Consider the following 23,447-nt stretch of genomic DNA (forward strand, 5'->3'; position numbering starts at 1 on the left):
GTGGCGGCCGTCAGCCGAAGATCAACTCGCAGTGGCCGTTGTCGATGTACACGCTCCAGGCGCGCCAGGCCGTGCCGTCGCAGATCCAGTACACGGTCCGATCGGCTTCCCGGGTCACCGTCTCCTGACCGTCGACCTGACATGCCGTGGACGGCGGCACGTACGCCATCGCCTGTCCCGCGCACGACAGCGCCAACACCACCCCGGCCAACACGCCACGCTTCATTGTCGTCTTCATGTTCAGCTCCATGCCGCCAGAAGAAGGATGACCGGCACCTGGCGGCTCCGCCGCCGGCCGACCGACGACGCGTCATGCCGCCGGACCACGCCAGCCTACGCCCGGACCGAAGCCGCTGTCGCGGGTAGCGGATCGCGCGAACGGCGTCTCGCCATCGAGGCCGGCACGAACACGGGCGCACACCGCCCCGGCATCCAATCGCGAGCACACCACTGCCGCGCCGAGCGATCCCGAGGCCACGATCGCTCACACCAATGGCTCGAGGAGAGACGTCCCGAGGAAAGCGCCAGGTTCAGCGCGACCGCCCTCACCCTGCGCGACATGGTGGCGGACGCCATGCTGCCTCAACGCACTGCGCCGGGCACGCGGCGGCACGCCACGGTCTTACCGGCCAGTACGTGCTGCCGGAAGGCACAGCGGCGGCAACACCGGGCCTTTGCACCTTCTCGCGCGTCGGGAGTGCGCATCCGATGGCGTTCACCCGGGCATCGCTTCCGACCACAGGATACTGGCACCTCCTACGCGCACCGCGCGCGGATCCGGAGGCGACATGAAGTCTGGCGGCAATCCGAACGGGCAATGGCGGTTCTTCTTCTTCGTGCTGCTCGCGATCGCGGCGGCAGTGATCATCGCGCGGTTGAGCGACCGCAGCGCTGCCGACGCGACGACGTCGATCGAGACGTGGGGCGATGAGGCAGCCGTCGTACAGCCCCCACCGGTGGCGACCCGCATGCAGGTGGGATGAGCAGGCGGGCAGCGGTGCCGCCAACGCACTCATCGGCGCCATCTCGATGGAGGACCACCGGTTACAGGCGCGGGCGCGGGAACCGCACGTGATGCCGAAAAAAGAAAGAAAGCGCACATACGCGGTCCGTATGCGACCGGACCGGGATGGTCCGGGACCACCGAAACCGTCGTTGAAACCGGGTTTCGAGTGGTGGGCGGTACAGGGTTCGAACCTGTGACCCCTACCATGTCAAGGTAGTGCTCTACCGCTGAGCTAACCGCCCGTGGATCGGGCTTCGACCCGACCGATCCGATCATCGCGCTGTCGCGTCTGATCGGGCCGCGCATTCTATCCCAGCCGGCAGAGCCCCACAAGCCACGCGTGGCCACCGATTGCTGCGAGACGGGCCCGCGCTTCGGATGCCGCGAGCCCGACGGCCGCCCTAGCCCCGCGTCGCGTCCTTCAGCCGCCGGATCTCGTCGCGGATCTGGCCCGCCTCCTCGAACTCGAGATCGCGCGCGTGTTGGTACATCTTCTGCTCCAGCGCCTTCAGCTTGGCGGCCGCCTGGTTGGCATCCAGCGTGGCGTAGTCCTCGGCGGGCTCCGCCACGCGACGGCTGCGGCCACGGCCCTTCTTCTCGCCGGGCTCGGGACGCGCACCCTCCATGATGTCGACGATGGCCCGTTCGACCGACTTCGGCGTGATGCCGTGTTCAGCGTTGTAGTCGACCTGCTTCTGACGACGGCGATCGGTCTCGTCCAGCGCGGCCTGCATCGAGCGGGTGATCGAGTCGGCGTACAGGATCGCCTTGCCGCGCAGATTGCGTGCGGCACGGCCGATGGTCTGGATCAGGGAGCCGGCCGAACGCAGGAATCCTTCCTTGTCGGCATCCAGGATCGCCACCAGCGAGACCTCGGGCATGTCCAGCCCCTCGCGCAGCAGGTTGATGCCGACCAGCACGTCGAACCGGCCCAGGCGCAGGTCGCGGATGATCTCCACACGCTCGACGGTGTCGATGTCCGAATGCAGGTAGCGCACACGCACGCCGTGCTCGCCCAGATACTCGGTGAGGTTCTCGGCCATGCGCTTGGTCAACGTGGTGACCAGCACGCGGTCGCCCATGCCCACGCGCTCGTGGATCTCGCTCAGCAGATCGTCGACCTGGGTGCCGACCGGACGGATCTCGACCTCGGGATCGATCAGCCCGGTCGGCCGCACCACCAGCTCGACCACCTCGCCCTCGGACTTCTCGAGCTCGTACTTGCCGGGCGTCGCGGACACGAAGATCATCCGCGGCGCGCGCTCCTCCCATTCCTCGAAACGCAACGGCCGGTTGTCCAGCGCGGACGGCAGGCGGAAGCCGAACTCCACCAGCGTTTCCTTGCGCGAGCGGTCGCCCTTGTACATGCCGCCGATCTGCGGCACGGTCACGTGCGACTCGTCGAGCACCAGCAACGCATCCGGCGGCAAGTAGTCGAACAGCGTCGGCGGCGGCTCGCCGGCGGCGCGACGGGTCATGTGGCGCGAGTAGTTCTCGATGCCGTTGCAGAAGCCGACCTCGGCCATCATCTCGATGTCGAACTGCGTGCGCTGCGCGAGCCGTTGCGCCTCGACCAGCTTGTTCTGCGCGTACAACTGCTCCAGCCGCTCCTTCAACTCGACCTTGATCGTCTCGATCGCACCGAGCACGCTCTCGCGGGTGCTGGCGTAGTGGGTCTTCGGATAGACCGTGTAGCGCGGCACCTTCTGGCGGACCTCGCCGGTGAGCGGATCGAACAGGCTGAGGTTCTCGATCTCACCGTCGAACAGTTCGATCCGCAGCGCCTCCTCGTCGGACTCGGCCGGGTGCACGTCGATGATCTCGCCGCGCACGCGATAGCTGCCGCGTCGCAACTCGGTGTCGTTGCGGGTGTACTGCAGCTCGGTGAGGTGGCGGATCAGCGCCCGCTGCTCGATGCGTTCGCCGCGGGCCAGGATCAGGCGCAGCTTCAGATAATCCTCGGGATCGCCGAGGCCGTAGATCGCCGACACGGTCGCCACGATCAACGCATCCGGCCGCGACAGCAGCGCTTTGGTCGCCGACAGCCGCATCTGCTCGATGTGATCGTTGATCGAGCTGTCCTTCTCGATGAAGGTGTCCGACGCCGGCACGTAGGCCTCGGGCTGGTAGTAATCGTAGTAGCTGACGAAGTACTCGACCGCGTTGTGCGGGAAGAAGCTCTTGAACTCACCGTACAGCTGCGCGGCCAGGGTCTTGTTCGGCGCCATCACCAGGGTCGGCTTCTGCACCTGCTGGATCACGTTGGCGACGGTGTAGGTCTTGCCGGAACCGGTCACGCCCAACAGCGTCTGCCGTGCGAGGCCGGACTCGAAGCCCTCGATCAGCCGCTCGATCGCGCGCGGCTGGTCGCCGGCGGGGGCGTAGGGAGAGACCAATTGAAAGGGACGCTGCTGCGGATCGCGCATGGGGGCTCGGCTCCGGGAATCGATCAGTGTAGTGAAACGGATCTCATCAGGCGTGACGGACCCACGGAATCAGGCTGAGCTGAGATTCCGGCTGAGCTGAAACAGAACCGACACCTGGGCGGGGCCTTGTCCGACAGCCCGGTGCGCGCCTCGCCGATCGTCGTGCCGCCGAGCGGCGACCAGCATAGGAACCTCAGCATGAATACGGTCAGCAGGGAGGCTGTCCATGTCGTCGCACGCCCGGGGATTCAGCCTCGCCGAGGCACTGGTCACACTGGCAATCGTGTCCATTCTGGTCACCATCGGCCTGCCCGGTTTCGCCGGCATGCTGGCGGATGTCCGCACGCAGACCAGCCGCCACCAGCTGGGCGCGGACTTCGCGTTCGCGCGCAGCAGCGCCGTCACCCGGAGACAGTCCGTGGTCGTCTGCGCGGACGACGGCCAGCAACAGTGCGCCCGCAGCCGGGACTGGTCGAACGGCTGGATCGTCTTCGTGGATGCCGACCGGAATGGACAGCTCGGGGCCAAGGACACGCTTCTCCGTGTCACCCACGGCCCACGCCTGCACCGGGCACACGCCACGCGAACGATGGTCAGATTCCAGCCCGATGGCCGCGCAGCGGGCACCAATCTGAGCGTTCACCTGTGCCGGAACCGGACCCAGGCCGGCAGCGTCGTTGTGAACAATCTCGGACGTGTCCGGACCGTACGCGAAGCGGTCCAGTCGCATTGCGACTGACTCGACTGGTCGGGCGTGCTGGACCTCGGCGCACCACCCGCCCACGTCGAGCCTTGCCACACCGCCCTCCCTGCCCGACTGGGAATCTGATGTCCCAGAACGCAAACAGGCCGCGGATCGCCGCGGCCTGTCTACGAAATCTGGCGCCCGAAGTTGGACTCGAACCAACGACCCCCTGATTAACAGTCAAGTGCTCTAACCGGCTGAGCTATTCGGGCGGGGACGCGTATTGTAGAGGCTCCGGGCGCCGGGTCAAGCGGCAGATCAAGGCCTGGAGCCGAAATCGCACTCTGCGCTCTCGCCTGTCGTGTGTGTCTTCTTGCCGGTGTTGGTGAGGCCCAGCGCGCCGCATCTGTCGGGCAACTGCGCAGCACTGGTCGGCGTCGCAGTCAAGGTGAAGGTGCTGGGGCTCACGCCGCTTGTGGCGATGGTGTAGTGCGCGACACCCTCTCTGGGCGACTGGGTGAACGCGGGCGTCCAACTGGCGTACGAACTGTTGACCGTGTAGTGGCGCTCGGCCATCTGCGCCAGTTCCACCAGATCCGCCTTGGCCTGCGCGCGCCGCGACTTGCGCACCTGCTCCTGATAGGCCGGGTATGCAATGGCGGCCAGGATCGCGATGACCGCCACCGCGATCATCAGTTCGATCAGGGTGAAGCCCCTCGCCCGTCCTGCACGCGACCGTATCCGGGCTGCCACTGTCGTTCCGGTCATTGCACCTGCCTCCAGGATTGGCGGCCACAGGGATACCTCAGATACATCGGATTCGCACCCGCGACGGACACCACCATCCAGCACTGCTGATCGGCCGGATCGGGTGGATCGCCCGGGCCGCTAGGCTCGCCGGGACCACCCGGCTCGGGCAACCCCGGCGGCGGCGTCCTTGGCAACGTCATCACCGCCACATCCCGGACCGGCGCGCTGATGCTGGTGCCGTCCTCCTGGGTCAGCTCGACGCCGGCGACATTGTCAGCATCGAACATGGCATTACCGCCGGGGGCATCACGCACGCTCGACAGGGCCGGCGCACCGGTTCTCGCATTCAGGCCGAACAACCAGTTGCTGCCGCCCGCCGAGCACCCGCTCGCGTTCGGGTCGGGCACATAGGTCGGCAGGAACACATTGCCGCTGGTCACGGTCGGATAACCGATCACGCGCTCGCGCGACGGAAGATCGAAGTACCAACCACGTGACGTCGTAGGCACTGAACCCGGTCGAGTCACTATGCGTCCGCCACCCGTGGCGCTTCCGACCGTGGAGCGCGCCAGATTGCTGCTGTTGAGGGTCGACGACGGCACTCCGACCGAAGTGTCGTTCACCGCATAGACGGACTGGGTCGAAGTATCGGCCGGGTCGTCGTAGAAGGAGAAGCTGCCGGTTCCGAACAGGAGCATCACGCCGCCGGCCGGGCCGGCCGTGGCGGCGATACCGCCGGTGATGGGCTGGCGGAATCCACCCTGGGTCTGGGTCACGAACACCGGCTGCGTCACCGAGGTCGCGGTCGAGGTCAGGTCGAACTTCCACAACGCGCCCTTCTGGTCGCCTGCATACACCGTGTCCGCGAACCCGTCCGGGCCGGCGGCCCAGCCATTGCCCGTACGACGCCAACGGTCGACCACGACGATGTTGCCCAGTCCGTTCGGATTCGCACGGCTATTGGGATTCGCCGGTTCTTGCGCTTCGATCATCCGGATCGTCGGCGTGCCCGAGGCGATGTCCACGACGAACAGCACCGCCTTACCGCTCGCGCTGTTGTACCCGTTGCCGAAGATCGCCTTCCAGCTGACACTTCCGTTGTTGGCGCGTACCGGCACGATCACCGGGCGACCCAGCACGTGACCGATGTTGTCGCGCACCTCCTGCGGCAGCGAGGTGTTCATGTCGCTTATTTCCCACAGCCGGTCGCTCGCCGAGAACGAGCCCGCCGAGCGCGACGCAGCGGCGACGTCCAACGCGAATACGGAGCGGCCACCTGCCCCGGACGTGCCGACCAGCACCGTGCTCCAGCCGTTGCTCGGCCGGTAGGCATCCGACACCACGACCGGCCCATCCACGTAGTAACGGTGCTGGAAGGCCTGGTTGTTCTGATCGGCCGCATTGTAAGGCAGCAGCAGATTGCCCATGTGGCCGATCGAGGTCGCGGGAATGTAGGCGAACTTCTCGCGGCCACCCTGGTCGTCGGGTGCGTCGTTCCGGCGCGCCATGGCCGCGGTCAGACCACCGTCGAAGGCATGCAGCATGCCGTCGTTGGCGCCGGCATACACCATGTACCGGCGGTTCTGATCCGCACTGGCCTTCTGGCTCAAATAGGTGCCGTACGTGCTGCCATAGTTGACGTTGTTGACCGTGGGCAGCCCACGGTACCCGTAGTCGTCGGTCGGCGCGCTGACTACGGGAGTGGAGTTCACGATATCGCCGAGCACCGTCGTGCGGTCGCGCAGCCGCCCGCCATTGCGGACTTCCAGTGTCGTGGTGCCGAGCAGATAGTTCAGCGCCTGAGACACGTTCACGTTCAACGCTGCGAGGTTGGCCGCCGTGCAGGTACGCATGTTCTCGTACAGGCTTCCCGGCTTGCGGCACAGCACATTCAGGTTGGAAATGTTGCTGGCATTGAACTGCACGACCGTGTTGTCGTTCGGTGTATCGAGGCCGTTACGCGCGAAGAACACGTTGCGTGCCGCCGCACCCTGCACTCGCATGCGGGCGGACGCTTCCCACGCGTTCTCGAACCGCGCGACGCGATTCGCACCAACCAGCACACGCTCGGCGGTCAGCGTGCTCGACCAGTCGGTGCCCTGATTGGTCACCGAGTAAGCTGGCGTTACCGCGAGCGACCCAGGGCCAATCCGCGCCCCGCTGAGCGCGATACCCCCCGAAGGTGACGCGCCCGAACTGACCGACGCGAGGATGCGCCGCATCGCCGCGGTGATGTCCGCCGGCGTGTTCGCATTGATGAACTCGCCGCGGGTATTGAGCGAGGCGTGCCAGATCTCGTCCACCGTCGGGCCGCCATCCGAGTCGCGGGGATTCCCTGCGGCATTCCAGTTCGGCGGATTGCCGAACGGATCGCGAGTCGCTGCCTGGTTGACGTCGTAGATCGCGCCACGCGCCCCCAGCGTCACGCCATAGAAGTTCATGTGCAGGTCGGCTTGGCAGTTTAACCGCGAGCTCGGATTTGCCGCGCTGCAGCCGGGCGGTACCGGAACACGTCCTGGCGGAAAACCTGTACCAGTACGCAGCGGCGCAACACCTTGCCCCGAAGCTCCCGTACCGCTGACGTAATAGCGGGCCGCGATATCGGCGATCGTGTTGGAAAAATTATCAGCGAACGGCGATCCCATGTTCGTATCGACATTGCCCACATTGGTCGGGCCATTGCCGCTGTTGGTGAAGCCGTCGGTGAACAGCATGCCGCCGTTGCGCTGGCAGGCGTAGGTGATCGGCGCACCGGCCCCCGTCCGGCGGAACTGCTCGCCCATATGCGACACCGCATCGCGGTTGGGGGTGCCGCCGCCCGACCCCAGCGCCAGCAGGCCGGCCTGCAAGCCGTAGAAGCTGCTGTAGAGGTTGGTCCGTGCAGCAGGCAGGTCGTGCATGGTCACGTTCACGCGATTGTTGATCGTGAAGTAGCCGACCCGCATGTTGTTGACGCCCGCCACCGAGTGGGTCATTGCACCGACCATCGACAGCAGCCGGTTGCGGTGGTATTGGAACCAGTTGGCGAAGTTCTGGATGGCCGCGTCGTATTCGGCGGTGGAGTTGTAATTGGCGGGCTTGATCTCGTAGCGCCGCATGTTGCAGCCGGGGCCGCACGCGTTGTTGACGATCGGCCGGTTGGCGTCGGCGGTGCGATAGCCCGCGGGCGCCGCGTTCGCTGCAGGGAGATAGAAGGTGGCCGGGAAGTAATCGAATCCGTACGCGGGATTGCCGCTGATCGTCGTGGCGCCGGTGTTCCAGGTGCCATTCGCCGTCGTCCGGTAACGCATTCCTCGACCGGCGAGATTTGGAATCGTCATCCCGCTGACCATCTGGAACGGTTCGTTCGTCGCCCGGTTACTGGTCAGGTCGTAGGTGACGTTGTAGGCGCGCGTGAACGAACTGCCGTAGGTCCCGGGCGCGCGCGGATCGGCGCGGGCTGCGGTCGGACTGGCATTGGGCCAGGAGGTCACACCATCGGCGTTGCGCCACGGCTCGTACACAACAGCCGGATTGAAATAACCTGCGTTGTACGCGTGCGAACGCGCGAACCCGAACGCATCGAGCGGCGGGATCGCCCGCCCCGGACTGTATGATGAGTTGAAGCCATCGTGCGGGAAGAGATACAGATAGCAGTCGACCGAGTTGTTCGCGCACGCCGGGCCCACGTTGAAGAACACGCCGCTGCTGCTGAAGAAACTGCCGTTGCTGCTGTTCCAGAGCATGCGGCCGTCGCCGCCGGGGAAGATCCGTTCGAAGGTCATCGAGTTGGAATCGTCCACCGCCATGATGAAGGCCGGCGGCACCTGTACCTGGGTATTGAGTGGCGCCTGCGCCAGCGCATCGCCAGGACGCGCCTGCGCGGCGAACACCGAGTACGCCAGGTAGGCGCCTCCGGCGACCAGACCGAGCGCCGCCACCATGGGCAGCATCATCCGACGACGAAGCATCGCATTCCCCTCAAAGCTTGTAGATCGAATCGACCGCGGCCGCGGAGGTGTGGTTCGTGGTCGAATCGACGTTGTAGGTGGTGATCTGGTAGATCCGAATGGGCGCCACGTTCCCGGTCGGGCCGAGCCCCATGGCGACGGGCGACTCGCCCACCACGCACTGGTCGATCTGGCGCACGTTCACGGCGGGCGCGCCCTCCATGTTCTGGTTCGCCACCCAGCTCGAGGTGTCGAAGCCCTCGTCGCAGCGCCGGTTGATGTCGGCCTCGGTGACCACGGCCTCGACGGCACCGGCGCATCCGGAGGTGTCGGTGCGATCCTCGAATGCCTGGATGAGGCACTCGTTGCTGCGCAACGTACCTTCCGCGTTCTGGAACGCCAGATTGACCGCACGGTAGCCGGCCGCCATGCGTTCCTGCATGCCGACCACCTGCAGGCCGACCACACCGAGCAGCGCCAGCAGGATCAGCATGATCAGGGCGATGTAGAGCACCGCACCCCGCTGCCGGCGTGGCGCTCGGAACGCCCTGCGACCTGGAAGAACTCGTAGCGATCGCGTCATCGTCTCAGTTCCCGAACAGGCGGTTGCGCACCGCGACCGTGGCCTGGTAGCCGGCGCGATAGTGCGTGTCGTTGGCCGAGGGCGGGTGGAAGCTCACGCCCATGACGTCCAGGGCGTCCGCCGTCTGCACGGCCGCAGGAGAAGGGCTGCCCACCACGAGCCCCGCACGCACCACGCCCACGCGCCGCCACTGCGCGGCATCCTCGCCGAGCGTGGCGGCGGTGACGTAATCGCTGATGCTGCCGAGCGGCGGGCTGTCCTGCGAGATATCGGGGGTCTCGTCCAGCCCGTAGATCAGTTGCAGGCTCTCCACGCCCTCCACCAGCTCTTCGATATGCCCTGGGTCAAACGTACCGCCACTGTTGGCGCGTGCGCGATACAGCGACGGCAAGCCGGATGCCCCGGGTGCAACGTAGTACACGAGAACATTGGCCCGATACAGGCTCGTCTGCCCCTGTGGCGACGGTGTGTAGCGGTCAGCAAGCGCGGTCGCGCCCGAACCCGTGGCGATCACGCTGCCCGTCCCTCCGCTTCCGGGAAACACATCGGCGAACGAGCAGTCGGCGATGCCGAACATCGTTGGAGCGCCGACGCCTTCATCAGTGAGGACCTCCCAGCCGTCCGTCGTGGCGCCGGTTGCGACCGGAATCGTCACGACACCCGCACTCGTCACCCCGTTGACCTGGGTGCCCCGGGCACCGAAGAAACGAAGCACGATGATGTCACTGCCAGCGGTCAGCTCCGGATTGAGGCCTTCAATCTCTGCAGGCAATGCAGGCACCCACGTCGCCGCACCGGCACGCAGCGTCACATCGTCTCCCGGTGCCGTCCCGGTCGCCTCGTAGCCTTGCACGGAGACGCTGAAATCTAGGATCTGGTTGGGGCCAGTGGCCGTGCCCAATCGGTTGACTGGATCACCCTCACCCACGATGAAATGCGCCTGGTCGTTGACGCACCCGAAGTGCCCGGCCATGCGCAGGTCGCGCTGCAGGTAATCCAGCGCGAACCGCGCGTTCTCCTGCACCCGGGCCAGTCCCTCCGAGGTCTGGTAGGCCGTGCGCGAAGCACCGAAAACCTGCACCAGTCCGAGGATCAGCAACGAACCGATCAACAGCGCGATCAGCAGTTCGATCAGCGACACGCCCGCCATCGGATGAGTAGAACGTCCAGGCCTCATAGCCGGCTCACCACTTCGAACGACCCCTGCACGTTGGCATTGCCCGTATCCCAGTTGTCCGGACTCCAACGCTCGTCGGCCCAGTACACCGACACCGAAATCTGGCCATCGGACAGGAAGTTCACATTCGCACCCGCGCTGGGGCCGAGCGTCTGCAGCACCTGGCACTGCCAGCGCAGCACATTGCCGGCGATGGTGACCTCACCGATCGGCTGGCTGGCTGGCGCACCGCTTCCGCCGCAGTCATCGGCATCGATCGAGCCCGGGACGAAGCCTGCCCCGGACGAGCCGGTGTAGTACGCGGACTGGTAGCGGTTCGCCCGCATCTGATCGAGCAGGTCGTACGCGAGGTTGGTCGCCTGGGTGCGCTGGTTCGCACTCTGGGCGAAACGCAGGTTCATCGTCTGCAGCAGCGCGAAGCCCAGCAGGCCGACGCCCAGGATCACCAGGGCGACGAGGACCTCAATCAGGCTGAAGCCCCGTGCCGCGCGAAGCGTGCCGAAGCGTCGGGGTGGCTGTCTCCTACTGTTCATTCGCAGAGCTCCCTCTCCACGGTCACCTGACCGGTTGCGTTCACGGTCAATTTCCTGCGCAGCTCCTGACCGTCGGGACAGACATCCGGTTGCACATGAAAGGTCCGTGGCACCACGGCACGCCCGCGTTGATCGAATGCGAGGGTCGTCGCGGTCCCGGCACCGGCACCTGTCGTCGCCTCGACCTCCATCTTCCGACGCGCGTCCACGACCCGGAGCACCTGGTCGTTTTCTCCGCCAAGCGTGCCGTCGCCGTCGCCATCGATCCATACCAGCCAGCCGTCGTTCCACGTGCCGGAACAGGCGGTGCCGTCCGCACTGGCGCAGATGCCGGCACCGCCGGGGCTGCGCAACGCCTCGACGCGCGCCAGCGACAGCGAGGCGATCAGCTCGTTCGTGGTCGTGGCCACACGGTTACTGCGCATCGTGCCTTCGAAATTGGGGAACGCGATGGCAATGACGATCGCGAGGATCGCGATCGTCACCATCAGTTCCACCAGCGTGAATCCCCTCTCGCCCATACGGCGCACACCTTTCGGAGGCTCCCATCCCAGCCGACAGGGTAGCCCCCGCCAGCGCCTGTTCAAGCGGGACGGGGACGAACGGTCGTCCGGTCCGGACGAACGCTGCGGGCGGCTGTCTCCCGGCCAGGGAGGGTGGACGACCACCATCCGTTGGGCGCACTTCTGTGATTCAGGACATGCCTGCACGACGAGGACCAGCCTCGGTGTCCGTCACTCATAGGGATACGAGCGCGCCAGCTCGCCCTCGACCACTGGAAGGCCGGCTGCCGGCGTGCGGTGGACGCGCGCCGACGGGGTGGCCGACCTAGACCACCACCTCGTAACAAGGCCGATACTGCCCGGAGATCTTCATCCGGCGCTGGGCCACGAAGGCCTGCAGCAGGGCGTCGAGGGCGCGCATGATCGCCGGATCGCCGTGGATCTGGAACGGCCCGTGGGCTTCCACCCGGCGCATGCCGTCCTCCTTGACGTTGCCGGCCACGATGCCGGAGAACGCCCGCCGCAGGTCGCCGGCCAGCTCGTGCGGCTTGCGGCCCGGGTTGAGGTCGAGCGCAGCCATCGCCTCGTGGGTCGGCTCGAACGGCGACTGGAACTCCAGCGGGATCGTCATCGACCAGTTGAAGTAGAACGAATCCTTCTGGTGGATGCGGTGCTCGCGCACCTTCTTGATGCCTTCGGCCATGCGCCGGGCCACCTGCTGCGGATCGGCCACGATGATCTCGTAGCGCGAAGTGGCCGCCTCGCCCAGGGTCAGGCGCAGGAACTGGTCGATCTGCTCGAAATACGGCGCGGACGCCGTCGGCCCGGTCAGGATCAGCGGGAACGGCACGTCCGCATTCTCCTCGCGCATCAGCAGACCGAGCAGGTACAGGATCTCCTCCGCCGTGCCCACGCCCCCCGGGAACACGATGATGCCGTGGCCCAGGCGGACGAAGGATTCCAGCCGCTTCTCGATGTCCGGCATGATCACCAGGTGGTTCACGATCGGGTTCGGCGATTCCGCCGCGATGATCCCCGGTTCGGTGATGCCGATGTAGCGCGACTGATAGCGGCGCTGCTTGGCATGGGCCACGTTGGCGCCTTTCATCGGCCCCTTCATCGCCCCCGGCCCGCAGCCGGTGCAGATATCGAAACCGCGCAGGCCCAGCTCGTAGCCGACCAGCTTGGTGTAGTCGTACTCGTCGCGGTTGATCGAGTGCCCGCCCCAGCACACCACCAGGTTCGGGTCCGACGGCTGCAGCAGACGCGCGTTGCGCAGCAAACCGAAGATCTCGTTGGTGATGCCTTCCGAATCCTGCGCCTCGCGTCCTTCGTCCAGCTCGATGGCGCGATAGGCCAGGTCGCGGACCACGGCGAACAACAGCTCGGCGATACCGCGGATGATCTCGCCGTCGACGAACGCCATCGCCGGCGCGTTCTGCAGGTCGATGCGGACGCCGCGGTCCTGCTGGGTCACCTGGATATCGAAGCTCGGGTACAGCTCCTGGGCGGCGCGCGGATCGTCACTGGCGCTGCCGCTGGTCAGCACCGCCAGCGCGCAACGCCGCAGCAGATCGTGCATGCCGCCACCGGAGGCGCCCTTGAGCCGGGCGACTTCCTCGCGGGAGAGGATATCCAACCCGCCACGCGGGTAGATCCGCGCGTTCACTACCGGCAGCGTGGTCGCCACCCCATTCTGGTCCGTCATTCTCGTCTTCTTCTTGTCGTCTGAGCCGGCGCACTGTAGCGCAGCGGTCGGCGCAAAAGGAAACGGCCGGGACAAGGCCCGGCCGTTTCCAGTTCAGCGTACGACGGTGGATCAGAAGCGGTAGCGGTAGCTCAGCATCGCCGACCAGCGGCTGACCGCGGTGTTGCCCTTGTCGTTGTTGTTTTCCTGGATCGCGGCGCTGTCCGGGCGGGTGAAGTCGTACACGTACTTGCCCGTCTCCGGATCGATGCCGGCATAGTTCGCGACACGCTGCGTCGAGAAGAAGCCGTAGTCGTCGATCAGACCCCAGTCGCTGTTGATCAGGTTGCCGATATTGAAGATATCGAGCGCGATCTCGGAACGGTGACCCTGGAAGAAGCCGGGCAGTTCCTGACTGATGCGCACGTCGAAGCTGTTGACCCACTTGGCGCGGAACGCATTGGCCGGCGCCACGCCACCCTGATGACTCTTGACGTGCGGGTTCTGGTCCAGCCATTCGAAGAACGCGCGCTCCATCTCGGCACCGCCAGTGAAGAGCACATCGCCCGGACCATTGGGCACGTAGAACAGATCATTCGTGCCGGCACCGTCACCGTTGGCGTCGTTGAAGTACACCAGGCTGTAAGGACGACCCGAGCGGCCTTCGTAGAAGGTCGAGACCTTGGTCTGGTAGTCGCCGAAGAACGCGTGCTGCCACGACAGGATCGCGCTGAAGCGGTCCTTGATCGCGTAGCGCGAGTTGTAACTCATCGGGTCGTTGGCCTGGAAGCTCAGCGTGTTGTTCCAGTTCGAGGTGTTCTGCGAGCTGGTCAGCGGGCTGACTTCCTGCGCATTGGTGTAGGTGTAGGCCAGCGACCAGTTCCAGTTGCCGTCGTTGAACGGCTTCTGCAGAGAGAACGTCGCCTGCGAGCTGTAACCGCTGCTGGTGTTGCGGCCGATCAGCACGTCGCCGATGTCGCCTGGCCGATCGGCACGGTTGCTCACACCATTGCGGCCGTTCTGGATGCTGGTGACGCCCGTCCGGGAGTCAGTGGACGCATTCGCGCTGTCGAGGCCGGCACCGTTCCAATACATCGCGCGCCCATCCGGTCCAAGGCGGGTGGGATCGCCGATGTCCAGACGCTCGAAATACACAGCATCGTTAACCTTCGTGTAGAGATACTCCGCCGATGCGACGATGCCGTACCACGGCAACTCGTGATCGAACGCGATGTTGGCTTTCCACGACGACGGCTGACGGAAGCCCGGCTCGAGCACGTCGACATTCAGGCGACCGGCAGCGGGACCGCCCGGCGGAATGTAGGGGTTCGAGGCGCTGACATCGGGCGTCAGGGCGCCAACGAGCGCGCCGGTCGAATTGTTGACGTCGTACTCAAGATAATTGGCGCCGTTGTTCGAATAGACGCCCGACAACCAGACGTTCGGTGCCGCCCCCTGGAACAGACCGAAGCCACCCCGCAGCTGGGTCGGACGATCGCTGTCGAAGGTGTAGTTGAAGCCGAAGCGCGGCTGCCACAGGCTCCTGCCTGCAGTCACTGTGTTGTCGACACCGTAGAGTTCCATGATGCGCGGCTGGAACACCTGTTGCGCACTCCAGCTCGGACGGTCCCAGCGCAGACCGTAGGTCAGCGTCAGGTTGTACGTGGCCGCCCAGGTATCCTGCACGAAAAAGCCCAGGTTCTGGGTCTTGTACTCGGCCGGAATGCTGCCCGGACCACTGGGCACGCGCAACTGGTAGCTGGTCGGCGTACCGGACGCGAATGCGTCGACGTTGGCGAAGTCGTAGACGCCGAACAGGTTGCGCCCATAGAAATTGAAGATGTCGTTGTATTCGTAGTCGGCACCGAACTTCAGGGTGTGATCACCGGCGTAGAAGTAACCCGCCAGCGACGCGCTCCACTGATCGGTTTCGAGCACGTTGGTGTGCGTGTTCTGCTCGGTACCGAGGTAGATCGAATCCTCGCCGAAGCGGACGCGGACCTGCGGGCCCTCGGAGTACGGCTGGCGCACCGAGGTGTATTCGCGGTTGGACACGCGGAACTCGGTGCTGAAGACGTCGCTCCAGTCGCTGAAGAGTTCACCGGCCCAGCTGTCGAAGCTCTTCTCCTGGTCGTACCAGAAGCTGTTGAGCGAGATCGCCGAATTGGTGATCTGCGGGAAGCGCGGCTGGATCTGGTCGAAGTTCGAGTACCGCAGCATGGCGCGGTGGTTCTCGTTGATGTTCCAGTCGATCTTGAGCGCGTATTCCTCGAGCTCGGTGCGGCTGCCCACTTCGTCGAATGAGCCGGCCGGCAGACCGTAACCTGAGGCGATCTGCTGGACGCGCGCGATGTCGGCATCGGTGATGCGGCCCGTGGCCAACGGCGTGCCGCCCTCGCTCACGCCGGGCGCGCTACGGGTGTTCTTCTCGTAGTTGGCGAAGAAGAACAGGCGGTCGCGGAGCAACGGGCCACCGAAGGCCGCACCGTAGGTCTTCTCGTCGTCGAAACCGTTGAACTCGACGTTGCGGAGGTTGCTGCGCACCCAGTCGCCGTCGCGGTAGCTGCCGTAGACCTCGCCGGAGAACTCGTTGGTGCCGGACTTGGTCACCACGTTGACCACCGCACCGGTGCCGCCGGTGATGGTGGTGTCGTAGTTGGCCAGGTCGATGTTGATTTCCTGGATCGCGGCCATCGACACCGGCTGGCGTTCGGTCGGCAGATTGTTGGCTTCCAGGCCGAACGGATCGCTGACCGACAGGCCGTCGATGCGGATCACGTTGTAGCGGGTGTTCTGGCCACCGGCCGAGATCGCGCCGTCCGCCTTCGAGACCTGCGAGATGCGCGGATCGAGGCGGATGTAGTCCTGGATGTTGTGGTTGGCGGACGGCAGCGCGTCGATGACCTCGCGGGTCACGTTCGAGCCGGTGCCCATCTTGGTCGCGCTGAAGACGTCCACGGCACCCGACACGCCGTAGGCGGTCACGGTGTCCAGGGTCGTCACGTCGCCGCGCAACTGGGCGTTGACCTGGTTGACCTGGTTGAGGTTGAGGAAGACGTTGTCCTCGGTCGTGGTGCCTTCACCGGACTTGTTGATGGTGATCGTGTACGGGCCACCGACGCGCAGGCCGCGGGCGTTGTAACGACCGCTGGCGTCCGTGGTCGCACGGCTGGTGGTGCCGGACTCGACGTGGCGGATGGTCACTTCGGCACCGACGACGGGCTGCCCGTCGGCACCCATCACCTGGCCGCCCAGGCCGGCGGAGGTGCTTTGCGCGAATGCGGGCGCCGCGGCGAGCGCAGCGATCAGACCGAGCGACAACCGGGACAGGCGGACGCGGTGGTTCGGAGTCATGGTGATGAGCCTCGAGAGGAACGTTGGATGAAAGCGTTGAAGAAATCTGGGTGGCGATCAGGAACGACGAAAACGCCACGGCGTGGCGTCGGTCATGGACGGCGTACAGCGCTTGAAGTCCCCCGGTCTTCCCTGCGGACGCGTGACTGGGCGTCCGCCGTTAACAACAGATTAACATGCTATCGGTCACAGATGACAGCGTCGTGACGTGTACGACGTCGCGCAAGGTCATGAATAGGCTCAGATTTTCCGCTGGAGGTGAGAAAGGCGCGCTAAGTGCCTGTCACGCGGTCATCACGCGGGCGGCGTCCCTACGCCGCCCAGGTAGCTGGCGATGCCGTCCAGCAACATCTGCACCGAGATCGCGACCAGCAGCATGCCCATCAGGCGCTCGATCGCGGTCAGTGCGCGCATGCCGAGCAGCTTGTAGAGGTAGGTCGACGAGAACAGGATCGCCGCGCTCGCGCCCCAGGCGATCATCAACGCGAGACTCCACTCCCCGAGGCGGTCGGGCTCGGAACTGCCCATCAGCATCACCGCCGCCATGCCCGAAGGGCCCGCCACCAGCGGGATCGCCATCGGGACGATGAAGGGCTCGCCGTCGGGAATCTCGCCCATCAACCCCTGCGGGCTGGGAAAGATCATGCGGATGCCGATCAGGAACAGGATGATGCCGCCGGCGATCGACACCGACTCCTGCCGCAGGTGCATCAGTTCGAGCGCGTACTGCCCGCCCCACAGGAACAGCATCAGCACGACGAGCGCGATCATCAGTTCGCGCGCGAGCACGATCCGCTGCCGCTTCGGCGGCAGCCGCCGCAGCATGCTGAGGAACACGGGGATGTTGCCCAGCGGGTCGAGGATCAGGAACAGCAGCAGCGCTGCCGAAGCGATGGTCACGCCGGCGGGCTCCAGATCCGGCCGCGATGGGCGGCCCCTTCGGAAGACAGCAAGGTCACGCAGGCCTGCGCGTAGTCGGCCGGGTCGCGAGACAGGCCGTCGTCGTCCTCCACGTATGCCCGCGCCCGCAGCGATGTCCGCATCGGCCCCGGCCGCAGGCCGCTGACCCGGACGGGCGTGTTGGCGAGCTCCGCAGCCAGCATGGACACCGCCGCTTCGACGCCGGCCTGGGCCACGCCGTAGCCGCCCCAAAACGCCTGCGACGTGCGTGCGGCATCGTCCACGACGAACACCACTGCGCTGTCGTTCGCACGACGCAGCAGCGGTACGCACGCATGGGTCAGCCACCAGCGCGCAGTCAGGTTGACGTGCAGCGCGCGCGCGAAGAGCGCAGGATCGGCATGTTCGAACGGTGTCAGGCCACGGAAGTCCGCCGCGCAGTGCAGGAGCCCGTCGAGGCGCCCGTAGGCATCGCCGATGCGCTGCGCGAGTTCCGCGTAGTCGTCGGCACCGGCGCCTTCCAGGTCGAGCGGATACAACGCCGCCTCGCCGCCTGCGGCCACCACCGCATCGTGCACGCGGTTGAGCCGCGGCACCTTGCGTCCGAGCAGCACCGTGCGCGCACCCGCGGCTGCGCAGGCTTCCACGGCGGCCCGGCCCAGCCCGCCGTAAGCGCCGGACACGAGCACGACCCGCCCGGCCAGCGGACGGGTGGCGATGGACAGCTCGACCGGCGCGGACACGCTCACGCCTTCTGGACCTCCGCCACCATCCGCGCGAGCTCGCCGGATTCGTGCAGCTCGACGGTGATGTCGCAGCCGCCGATCAACTCGCCATGGATGAACAGTTGCGGGAACGTCGGCCAGCTGGAGAAACGGGGCAGGTTGGCGCGCACCTCCGGATCCTCGAGGACATTGACCACCCGCAACCCCTCGGCCTCCAGCCCCGCCGCGCGCAGGGTCTCGAGCGCCCGGCTGGAGAAACCGCACATGGGGTACTCGGGCGTGCCCTTCATGAAGAGCACGATGGGATGGGCCTCGATTTCGTCCTGGATGCGCTGCATCACCGACATGACTGCTCCTGCGTCGCCGCGTGCCGCCGCTGCGCGAAGATCGCGCGAAGACCGGCCGCACCGCCTGGATTAGAATCCGCCATTGTAAGCGCTCCCGACCGCGCTACCCCGCGCGCCGCGCAATGCCCATCGAAACCGCCGCCCTCCCCTACGATCGCACCGCCCTCGAGCCGCACCTGTCCGGCGACGCGGTGGAGCAGCACTACGCCCTCCTCGTGGCCGACATCGAGCGCGTCAACGCGCTGGTCGCCGGTGGCCCGCTGGCGGATGCGTCGCTCGAAGACGTCGTGCGCCAGGCCCAGGGCCGGCTGTTCGAACACGCGGCGCAGGCCTGGAACACCGACCTGTACTGGCGCTGCCTGCAGCCGCCCGCGGCCGGAGGCAACAGCGAGCCGGCCGGACGGCTCGCCGAGGCATTGACGGCAGGCTTCGACGATTTCGCCGGATTCCGTCGGCAATTCGAGGCCATCGCACTGCGCGGGTTCGGCGCCGGCTGGGTCTGGTTGCTGCAGCGCACCGATGGCCGACTCGCGATCGCGGCGACCGCCAACGCGGCCACCCCGCTGACCGGGCCCGACCGCCCGCTGCTGGCCTGCAGCCTCTGGCAGCACGCCTACTATCTGGATTACCAGGACCAGCGCGAGAAGTATCTCGCTGCATGGTGGCAGTTGGTGAACTGGCGCTACGTGGCCTCGCGCATGGCGAAGCCTGCCGCCTGAGGAGCGGCTACGCCCGCCCTTCGCGCAGCCGGGCGATCACCGGCGCCACCTGCGTCTCGCGGCCGAGCTCACGGCCGACCCGCTCCAGCGTCTCGGTCAGGATCGGTGCGGTGTCGCAGCGCACGGTTGCGTGGCCGACCTTGCGGCCCTCGCGTGGCGACTTGCCGTAGTCGTGCCAATGTCCGCCCGGTGCGTCGAGAAGCGGGCCGTGCGCCGGCATCGCCCCGACCCAGTTCAGCATGCAGGCATGCCCACGCATCGTCGTCGCGCCCAGCGGCAGGCCGAGGACCGCGCGCAGGTGGTTCTCGAACTGCGAAATCTCCGCACCTTCGATCGTCCAGTGCCCGGAGTTGTGTACACGCGGCGCCATCTCGTTGGCCAGCAACCGCCCATCGTGCAGGAACAGCTCCAGTGCGAACGTGCCCACGTAGTCCAGCCGCTCGGCCAGCGCACGGGCGTGCGCCTGCGCGGCCTCGACGAGATCCGGGGTCACCGCGGCCGGCGCCAGGCTCGCCGAGAGCACCCCGTCGACATGCCAGTTCTCGGTGATCGGCCAGGTACGGAAATCGCCATCGCGGCCGCGTACCGCCACCACCGAGAGCTCACGCTCGAACGGGACGAAGGCCTCGACGATCAAGCCCACGCTTCCGGCCTGCGCGCCCAGCGCGTCCCAGGCACGGTCCAGGTCGGCCGGCACTTTGAGCCGGAACTGGCCCTTGCCGTCGTAGCCCAGGCGCCGGGTCTTGAGGATGCACGGCAATCCCACCTGCGCCACCGCGGCATCGAGGGCGGCACGCGTGGGCACGTCGGCGAAATCGGGCACCGGAATATCGAGCGCGCGGAACAGCGACTTCTCCGCCAGGCGATCCTGCGCCACGCCCAATGCGTCGGGCCCGGGAAACACGGGCACCCGCTGTGCCAGCCAGCGCGCGCTTTCGGCCGGCACGTTCTCGAAATCGAAGGTCGCCACGTCCACGCGGTCCGCGAACTCGGCCAGTGCGGCCTCGTCGCGATAGTCGCCCACCAGCAGCGGTGCGAACTGCCCGGCGCAGGCATCGGCCACCGTGTCCATCACCAGGAACCGCAGCCCCAGGGGCGCGCCGGCCAGCGCCAGCATCCGCGCCAGCTGGCCCCCACCGAGGATGCCGACGGTGGTCATGCGAACCCCTTGGCCGGCAGTTCGACACGCGGGTCGTCGTGGCGCGCCACGTCGTCGGTCTGCCGGGTGCGGAACGCGGCCAGCGCCGCCAGGACCTCCGGCTGGTCGTGCAGCATGGCCGCAGCGAACAGGGCCGCGTTGGCCGCGCCCGCCTGTCCGATGGCGAAGGTCGCCACCGGAATTCCGGCCGGCATCTGCACGATCGACAGCAGCGAATCCAGCCCGCTCAACGCCTTCGACTGGACCGGCACGCCGAGCACCGGCACCGGTGTCTTGGCCGCGAGCATGCCGGGCAGGTGCGCGGCGCCGCCGGCGCCGGCGACGATCGCGCGCAGCCCGCGTGCCTGCGCCTGCTCGGCGTAGGTGAACATCGCATCAGGGGTCCGGTGGGCCGAAACCACTCGGACCTCGTGCGGCACGCCCAGCATCTCCAGGCGGTCGGCGGCGTGGCGCATGGTGTCCCAATCGGACCGGGAGCCCATCACGATGCCGACGAGCGGCGAGGAAGCATTGGCGGACATGCTGGGGAGTTCCGGAACGAAACGTCCATTTTAGGCCAGTGGCGCGGCGCGTGCCGGCGGTCGGTCGTCGACACGCGCCGCGCTACACTGCCTCCCCCCGATCTGCCCGCCTTCGCTCATGGACCGCAAGCTGCTCGATCTTCTCGTCTGCCCCGCCAGCCACCAGTCGCTGTCGCTGCTCGACAAGCCCGGCCTCGACGCCCTCAACCGCGCGATCGACGCGGGCACCCTGAAGCGCGCGGACGGCAGCGCACAGTCGGTCCGATTGCAAGAGGCCCTCGTCACCCGCGACCACAAGCGCGTTTACCGGGTCGACGACGGCATCCCGGTGCTGCTGGCCGACGAGGCCATCGCCACCGATCAGGCCGACGGATTCCCTGCCGCCCCGGCCCGATGAACGCATCGCTGTCGCCCCCGCCGCAGGAGACGATCGAGGCGGACGTCGCCCGCGCGCTGGCCGAGGACCTCGGCGACGGCGACGCCACCGCCGCCCTGCTGCCGGATGTCCCCGAAACCGCTTATCTGCTGTGCAAGGAAGACGCCGTCGTCTGCGGGGGTCCGTGGTTCGATGCCGTGCACCGGCGACTGGATCCCGACGTCCGCATCGACTGGCAGGCTCATGAAGGCGAGCAGGTCGCCGCCGGCAGCGTCCTGGCGATCCTGAGCGGCCGGAGCCGCGCACTGGTCAGCGCCGAGCGCACCGCGCTCAATTTCATGCAGACGCTGAGCGGCACCGCGACCGCCACCGCCGCCCATGTGCGGGCCGTGAGCGGCACGCGCACACGTATCCTCGATACCCGCAAGACCCTGCCCGGCCTGCGCCTCGCGCAGAAGTACGCCGTGCGCGCCGGTGGCGGGGAGAATCACCGCATCGGCCTGTACGACGCGGTGATGCTGAAGGAGAACCACGTCCGCGTCGCCGGCTCCGTCACGGCCGCGATCGCCGCGGCGCGCGCGCATGCGCCGAACCTGCCGCTGATCGTCGAAGTGGAAACCCTCGACCAGCTGCGGGAAGCGCTGGATGCCGGTTGCACGCGCATCCTGATCGACGACTTCGACGCCGCGACGCGCCGCGAGGCGGTCCGCATCGCGCAGGCGCCGCCCTACGCGGGCCGCATCCCGCTGGAGGTGTCGGGCAGCGTCCAGCTCGACGCGCTACGCGCGATTGCCGAGGACGGTGTGGACTGCATCTCCATCGGCGCACTGACCAAGCATGTCCGTGCGGTCGACCTGTCGATGAAGCTCGGCCCGCCGCCAGGCTGACGTCAGGCGGTCCCGCCATGTCGCGGGCCGCTCCCGCAAGATCGCCGTGCCGCCCGTTGCGTCCCGCGAGCCCGGCCAGGCATCAACCGCCCCCGCTCGTCGCCATCCCCGCCGTCGACCGGCCTGCACGGGCGCGCGCTTTCGCAGTAGCCGATGCCGACGCCGGAGCCGCCCCGGCCGACTGCCCGGCGTGAAACATCTTGCACACCTGCCCGACCACCGCCACATTGGCGCCATGTCGGAACTCACCGTGCTCATGATTCTCGGCGCCGCCGCGTTCGGGTGGTGGAGCGCCGGTCGCGCCGCGGCCGAGCGGGCCGAGCGCATCGGCCGCGAAGCCTGCCGCCTGGCAGGCGTGCAGTGGCTGGACCAGACCGTGCACGCCAGCGGTCTGAAGTTGCGCCGCCGGGACGACGGGCGGCTCGGCGTGGCCCGCAGTTTCCGTTTCGAGTACTCCGGCGACGGCGTCGAGCGCTCGGTCGGCCGCCTGGTGCTGCACGGCGAGGAACTGGTGGCGTTCGTGGGGCCGATCGGCGGCGAGCAGGTTGTCGAGGCGATGCGCTGACCGGGGCACGTTCGCATCCATGCGGCCTCCGACACCGCGGCGCGGGGACATCCGGAGCTCTGGCGAATGCAGTACGGCGCAGCGCGCCCCGACTCGGATCCGATCAGCCCGGGTCTTTCCGTCCCGGTCGGTCCGGCCGTCTACTTCACCACACGCAGGTGCGCACCGCGCTTCGGTGCGGCGTCGCCCTCGGGCTCGGGCGGGAGATCGTCGGGCGATGGCGGCTCGTCGTCGGGGTCGGGGGCATGCCCGCCGATGTCGTCGGGCAACACCATGCCGTGGCCGGTCTCGCGCGCATAGACCGCGAGGACCGCGGAGATCGGCACATCGACCGGCTGGCTCACACCGCCGAAGCGCGCGGTGAACCGGACGCTGTCGTTGTCCATGTCCAGCCGCGCAACCGCCCGTTCGGCGATATTGAGCACGACCCGCCCGTCCTTCACCGTGTGCGGCGGCACCCGCACGTGGGGCTGCGTCGCATCGACCAGGATGTGCGGCGTCATGCCGTTGTCGGCGATCCACTCGTACAACGCCCGCAACAGGTACGGACGGTGGCTGGTCATTTGCGGCAACTGGGGTTCGTTCATCGATGCAGTGTAGCGGCTGGACGGAGGG

At 67.0% G+C, this 23,447-nt stretch carries 22 protein-coding genes and 2 tRNA genes; 6 read left to right on the forward strand and 18 right to left on the reverse strand.

Annotated elements, in window-relative coordinates; all coding sequences use genetic code 11:
• Nucleotides 1–10: 10 nt before the first annotated feature.
• Complete coding sequence (locus tag RG19_RS10715) at nucleotides 11–238, reverse strand: hypothetical protein (protein WP_157515238.1); 228 nt, start codon at nucleotides 236–238, stop codon at nucleotides 11–13.
• A 550-nt stretch (nucleotides 239–788) separates the two neighbouring features.
• Here RG19_RS10715 and RG19_RS10720 point away from each other — a divergent pair.
• Nucleotides 789–983, forward strand: coding sequence for a hypothetical protein (locus RG19_RS10720; protein ID WP_058835258.1), 195 nt, complete (start codon nucleotides 789–791; stop codon nucleotides 981–983).
• A 190-nt stretch (nucleotides 984–1,173) separates the two neighbouring features.
• Here RG19_RS10720 and RG19_RS10725 read toward each other — a convergent pair.
• Nucleotides 1,174–1,248, reverse strand: a tRNA-Val gene (locus tag RG19_RS10725).
• 159 nt (nucleotides 1,249–1,407) lie between these two features.
• Entirely contained in the window at nucleotides 1,408–3,432 is a 2,025-nt protein-coding gene (uvrB, locus tag RG19_RS10730) for an excinuclease ABC subunit UvrB (RefSeq protein ID WP_058835259.1), read from the reverse strand.
• 226 nt (nucleotides 3,433–3,658) lie between these two features.
• Between uvrB and RG19_RS10735 the strand changes: the two genes are divergently transcribed.
• The gene (locus RG19_RS10735) at nucleotides 3,659–4,171 is read left to right on the forward strand and encodes a GspH/FimT family pseudopilin (protein WP_058835260.1); all 513 of its coding nucleotides are present in this window, start codon (nucleotides 3,659–3,661) and stop codon (nucleotides 4,169–4,171) included.
• Between the two features lie 141 nt (nucleotides 4,172–4,312).
• On the opposite strand, the gene RG19_RS10740 is transcribed toward RG19_RS10735, so the two are convergent.
• From RG19_RS10740 to grxD, 12 genes are all read right to left on the reverse strand, one after another.
• Nucleotides 4,313–4,389, reverse strand: a tRNA-Asn gene (locus tag RG19_RS10740).
• A gap of 46 nt (nucleotides 4,390–4,435) precedes the next feature.
• Nucleotides 4,436–4,885 carry a type IV pilin protein gene (locus RG19_RS10745; RefSeq protein WP_058835261.1) on the reverse strand — a complete coding sequence of 150 codons (450 nt, stop codon included), beginning with the start codon at nucleotides 4,883–4,885 and terminating at the stop codon, nucleotides 4,436–4,438.
• Nucleotides 4,882–8,817: a pilus assembly protein gene (locus RG19_RS10750; protein ID WP_058835262.1), complete on the reverse strand. Its 3,936-nt coding sequence runs from the start codon at nucleotides 8,815–8,817 to the stop codon at nucleotides 4,882–4,884. Before RG19_RS10750 ends, RG19_RS10745 begins: the two co-directional genes overlap by 4 nt.
• A gap of 10 nt (nucleotides 8,818–8,827) precedes the next feature.
• The gene (locus RG19_RS10755; RefSeq protein WP_425599699.1) at nucleotides 8,828–9,310 is read right to left on the reverse strand and encodes a PilX N-terminal domain-containing pilus assembly protein; all 483 of its coding nucleotides are present in this window, start codon (nucleotides 9,308–9,310) and stop codon (nucleotides 8,828–8,830) included.
• 73 nt (nucleotides 9,311–9,383) lie between these two features.
• Nucleotides 9,384–10,529, reverse strand: a complete 1,146-nt coding sequence (locus tag RG19_RS10760; protein ID WP_157515239.1) for a PilW family protein — start codon at nucleotides 10,527–10,529, stop codon at nucleotides 9,384–9,386.
• Between the two features lie 23 nt (nucleotides 10,530–10,552).
• On the reverse strand, nucleotides 10,553–11,089 hold the full coding sequence (gene pilV, locus RG19_RS10765; protein ID WP_058835265.1) for a type IV pilus modification protein PilV: 537 nt from the start codon (nucleotides 11,087–11,089) through the stop codon (nucleotides 10,553–10,555).
• On the reverse strand, nucleotides 11,086–11,610 hold the full coding sequence (locus RG19_RS10770; protein WP_058835266.1) for a GspH/FimT family pseudopilin: 525 nt from the start codon (nucleotides 11,608–11,610) through the stop codon (nucleotides 11,086–11,088). Before RG19_RS10770 ends, pilV begins: the two co-directional genes overlap by 4 nt.
• A 307-nt stretch (nucleotides 11,611–11,917) precedes the next feature.
• Nucleotides 11,918–13,300, reverse strand: coding sequence for a nucleotide 5'-monophosphate nucleosidase PpnN (gene ppnN, locus RG19_RS10775; RefSeq protein ID WP_058835267.1), 1,383 nt, complete (start codon nucleotides 13,298–13,300; stop codon nucleotides 11,918–11,920).
• Between the two features lie 111 nt (nucleotides 13,301–13,411).
• Nucleotides 13,412–16,633, reverse strand: coding sequence for a TonB-dependent receptor (locus RG19_RS10780; RefSeq protein WP_058835268.1), 3,222 nt, complete (start codon nucleotides 16,631–16,633; stop codon nucleotides 13,412–13,414).
• Between the two features lie 294 nt (nucleotides 16,634–16,927).
• Complete coding sequence (locus RG19_RS10785; RefSeq protein WP_058835269.1) at nucleotides 16,928–17,533, reverse strand: YhgN family NAAT transporter; 606 nt, start codon at nucleotides 17,531–17,533, stop codon at nucleotides 16,928–16,930.
• Complete coding sequence (locus RG19_RS10790; RefSeq protein ID WP_238376694.1) at nucleotides 17,530–18,276, reverse strand: SDR family NAD(P)-dependent oxidoreductase; 747 nt, start codon at nucleotides 18,274–18,276, stop codon at nucleotides 17,530–17,532. Before RG19_RS10790 ends, RG19_RS10785 begins: the two co-directional genes overlap by 4 nt.
• 2 nt (nucleotides 18,277–18,278) lie before the next feature.
• Nucleotides 18,279–18,605, reverse strand: coding sequence for a Grx4 family monothiol glutaredoxin (gene grxD / locus RG19_RS10795; protein ID WP_058835270.1), 327 nt, complete (start codon nucleotides 18,603–18,605; stop codon nucleotides 18,279–18,281).
• A gap of 122 nt (nucleotides 18,606–18,727) precedes the next feature.
• Between grxD and RG19_RS10800 the strand changes: the two genes are divergently transcribed.
• Complete coding sequence (locus RG19_RS10800; protein WP_058835271.1) at nucleotides 18,728–19,324, forward strand: Fe-Mn family superoxide dismutase; 597 nt, start codon at nucleotides 18,728–18,730, stop codon at nucleotides 19,322–19,324.
• A 7-nt stretch (nucleotides 19,325–19,331) separates the two neighbouring features.
• Here RG19_RS10800 and RG19_RS10805 read toward each other — a convergent pair whose 3' ends face one another.
• Nucleotides 19,332–20,483 carry a 5-(carboxyamino)imidazole ribonucleotide synthase gene (locus RG19_RS10805; RefSeq protein WP_058835272.1) on the reverse strand — a complete coding sequence of 384 codons (1,152 nt, stop codon included), beginning with the start codon at nucleotides 20,481–20,483 and terminating at the stop codon, nucleotides 19,332–19,334.
• Nucleotides 20,480–21,004: a 5-(carboxyamino)imidazole ribonucleotide mutase gene (gene purE, locus RG19_RS10810; RefSeq protein ID WP_058835273.1), complete on the reverse strand. Its 525-nt coding sequence runs from the start codon at nucleotides 21,002–21,004 to the stop codon at nucleotides 20,480–20,482. The genes RG19_RS10805 and purE overlap by 4 nt, the downstream gene beginning before the upstream one ends.
• A gap of 118 nt (nucleotides 21,005–21,122) precedes the next feature.
• Here purE and RG19_RS10815 point away from each other — a divergent pair, with 118 nt between their 5' ends.
• The 3 genes from RG19_RS10815 to RG19_RS10825 all read left to right on the forward strand — a co-directional run bounded on the left by RG19_RS10815 (nucleotide 21,123) and on the right by RG19_RS10825 (nucleotide 22,832).
• Complete coding sequence (locus tag RG19_RS10815; protein ID WP_058835274.1) at nucleotides 21,123–21,401, forward strand: Trm112 family protein; 279 nt, start codon at nucleotides 21,123–21,125, stop codon at nucleotides 21,399–21,401.
• Nucleotides 21,398–22,267 carry a carboxylating nicotinate-nucleotide diphosphorylase gene (gene nadC / locus RG19_RS10820; RefSeq protein ID WP_058835275.1) on the forward strand — a complete coding sequence of 290 codons (870 nt, stop codon included), beginning with the start codon at nucleotides 21,398–21,400 and terminating at the stop codon, nucleotides 22,265–22,267. The genes RG19_RS10815 and nadC overlap by 4 nt, the downstream gene beginning before the upstream one ends.
• 235 nt (nucleotides 22,268–22,502) lie before the next feature.
• The gene (locus RG19_RS10825; RefSeq protein ID WP_058835276.1) at nucleotides 22,503–22,832 is read left to right on the forward strand and encodes a DUF3301 domain-containing protein; all 330 of its coding nucleotides are present in this window, start codon (nucleotides 22,503–22,505) and stop codon (nucleotides 22,830–22,832) included.
• Nucleotides 22,833–22,972: 140 nt separating this feature from the next.
• On the opposite strand, the gene RG19_RS10830 is transcribed toward RG19_RS10825, so the two are convergent.
• Nucleotides 22,973–23,419: a ClpXP protease specificity-enhancing factor gene (locus tag RG19_RS10830; RefSeq protein ID WP_058835277.1), complete on the reverse strand. Its 447-nt coding sequence runs from the start codon at nucleotides 23,417–23,419 to the stop codon at nucleotides 22,973–22,975.
• Nucleotides 23,420–23,447: the final 28 nt, after the last annotated feature.

Source organism: Luteimonas abyssi (assembly GCF_001482195.1).
Taxonomy (GTDB): Bacteria; Pseudomonadota; Gammaproteobacteria; order Xanthomonadales; family Xanthomonadaceae; genus Luteimonas; species Luteimonas abyssi.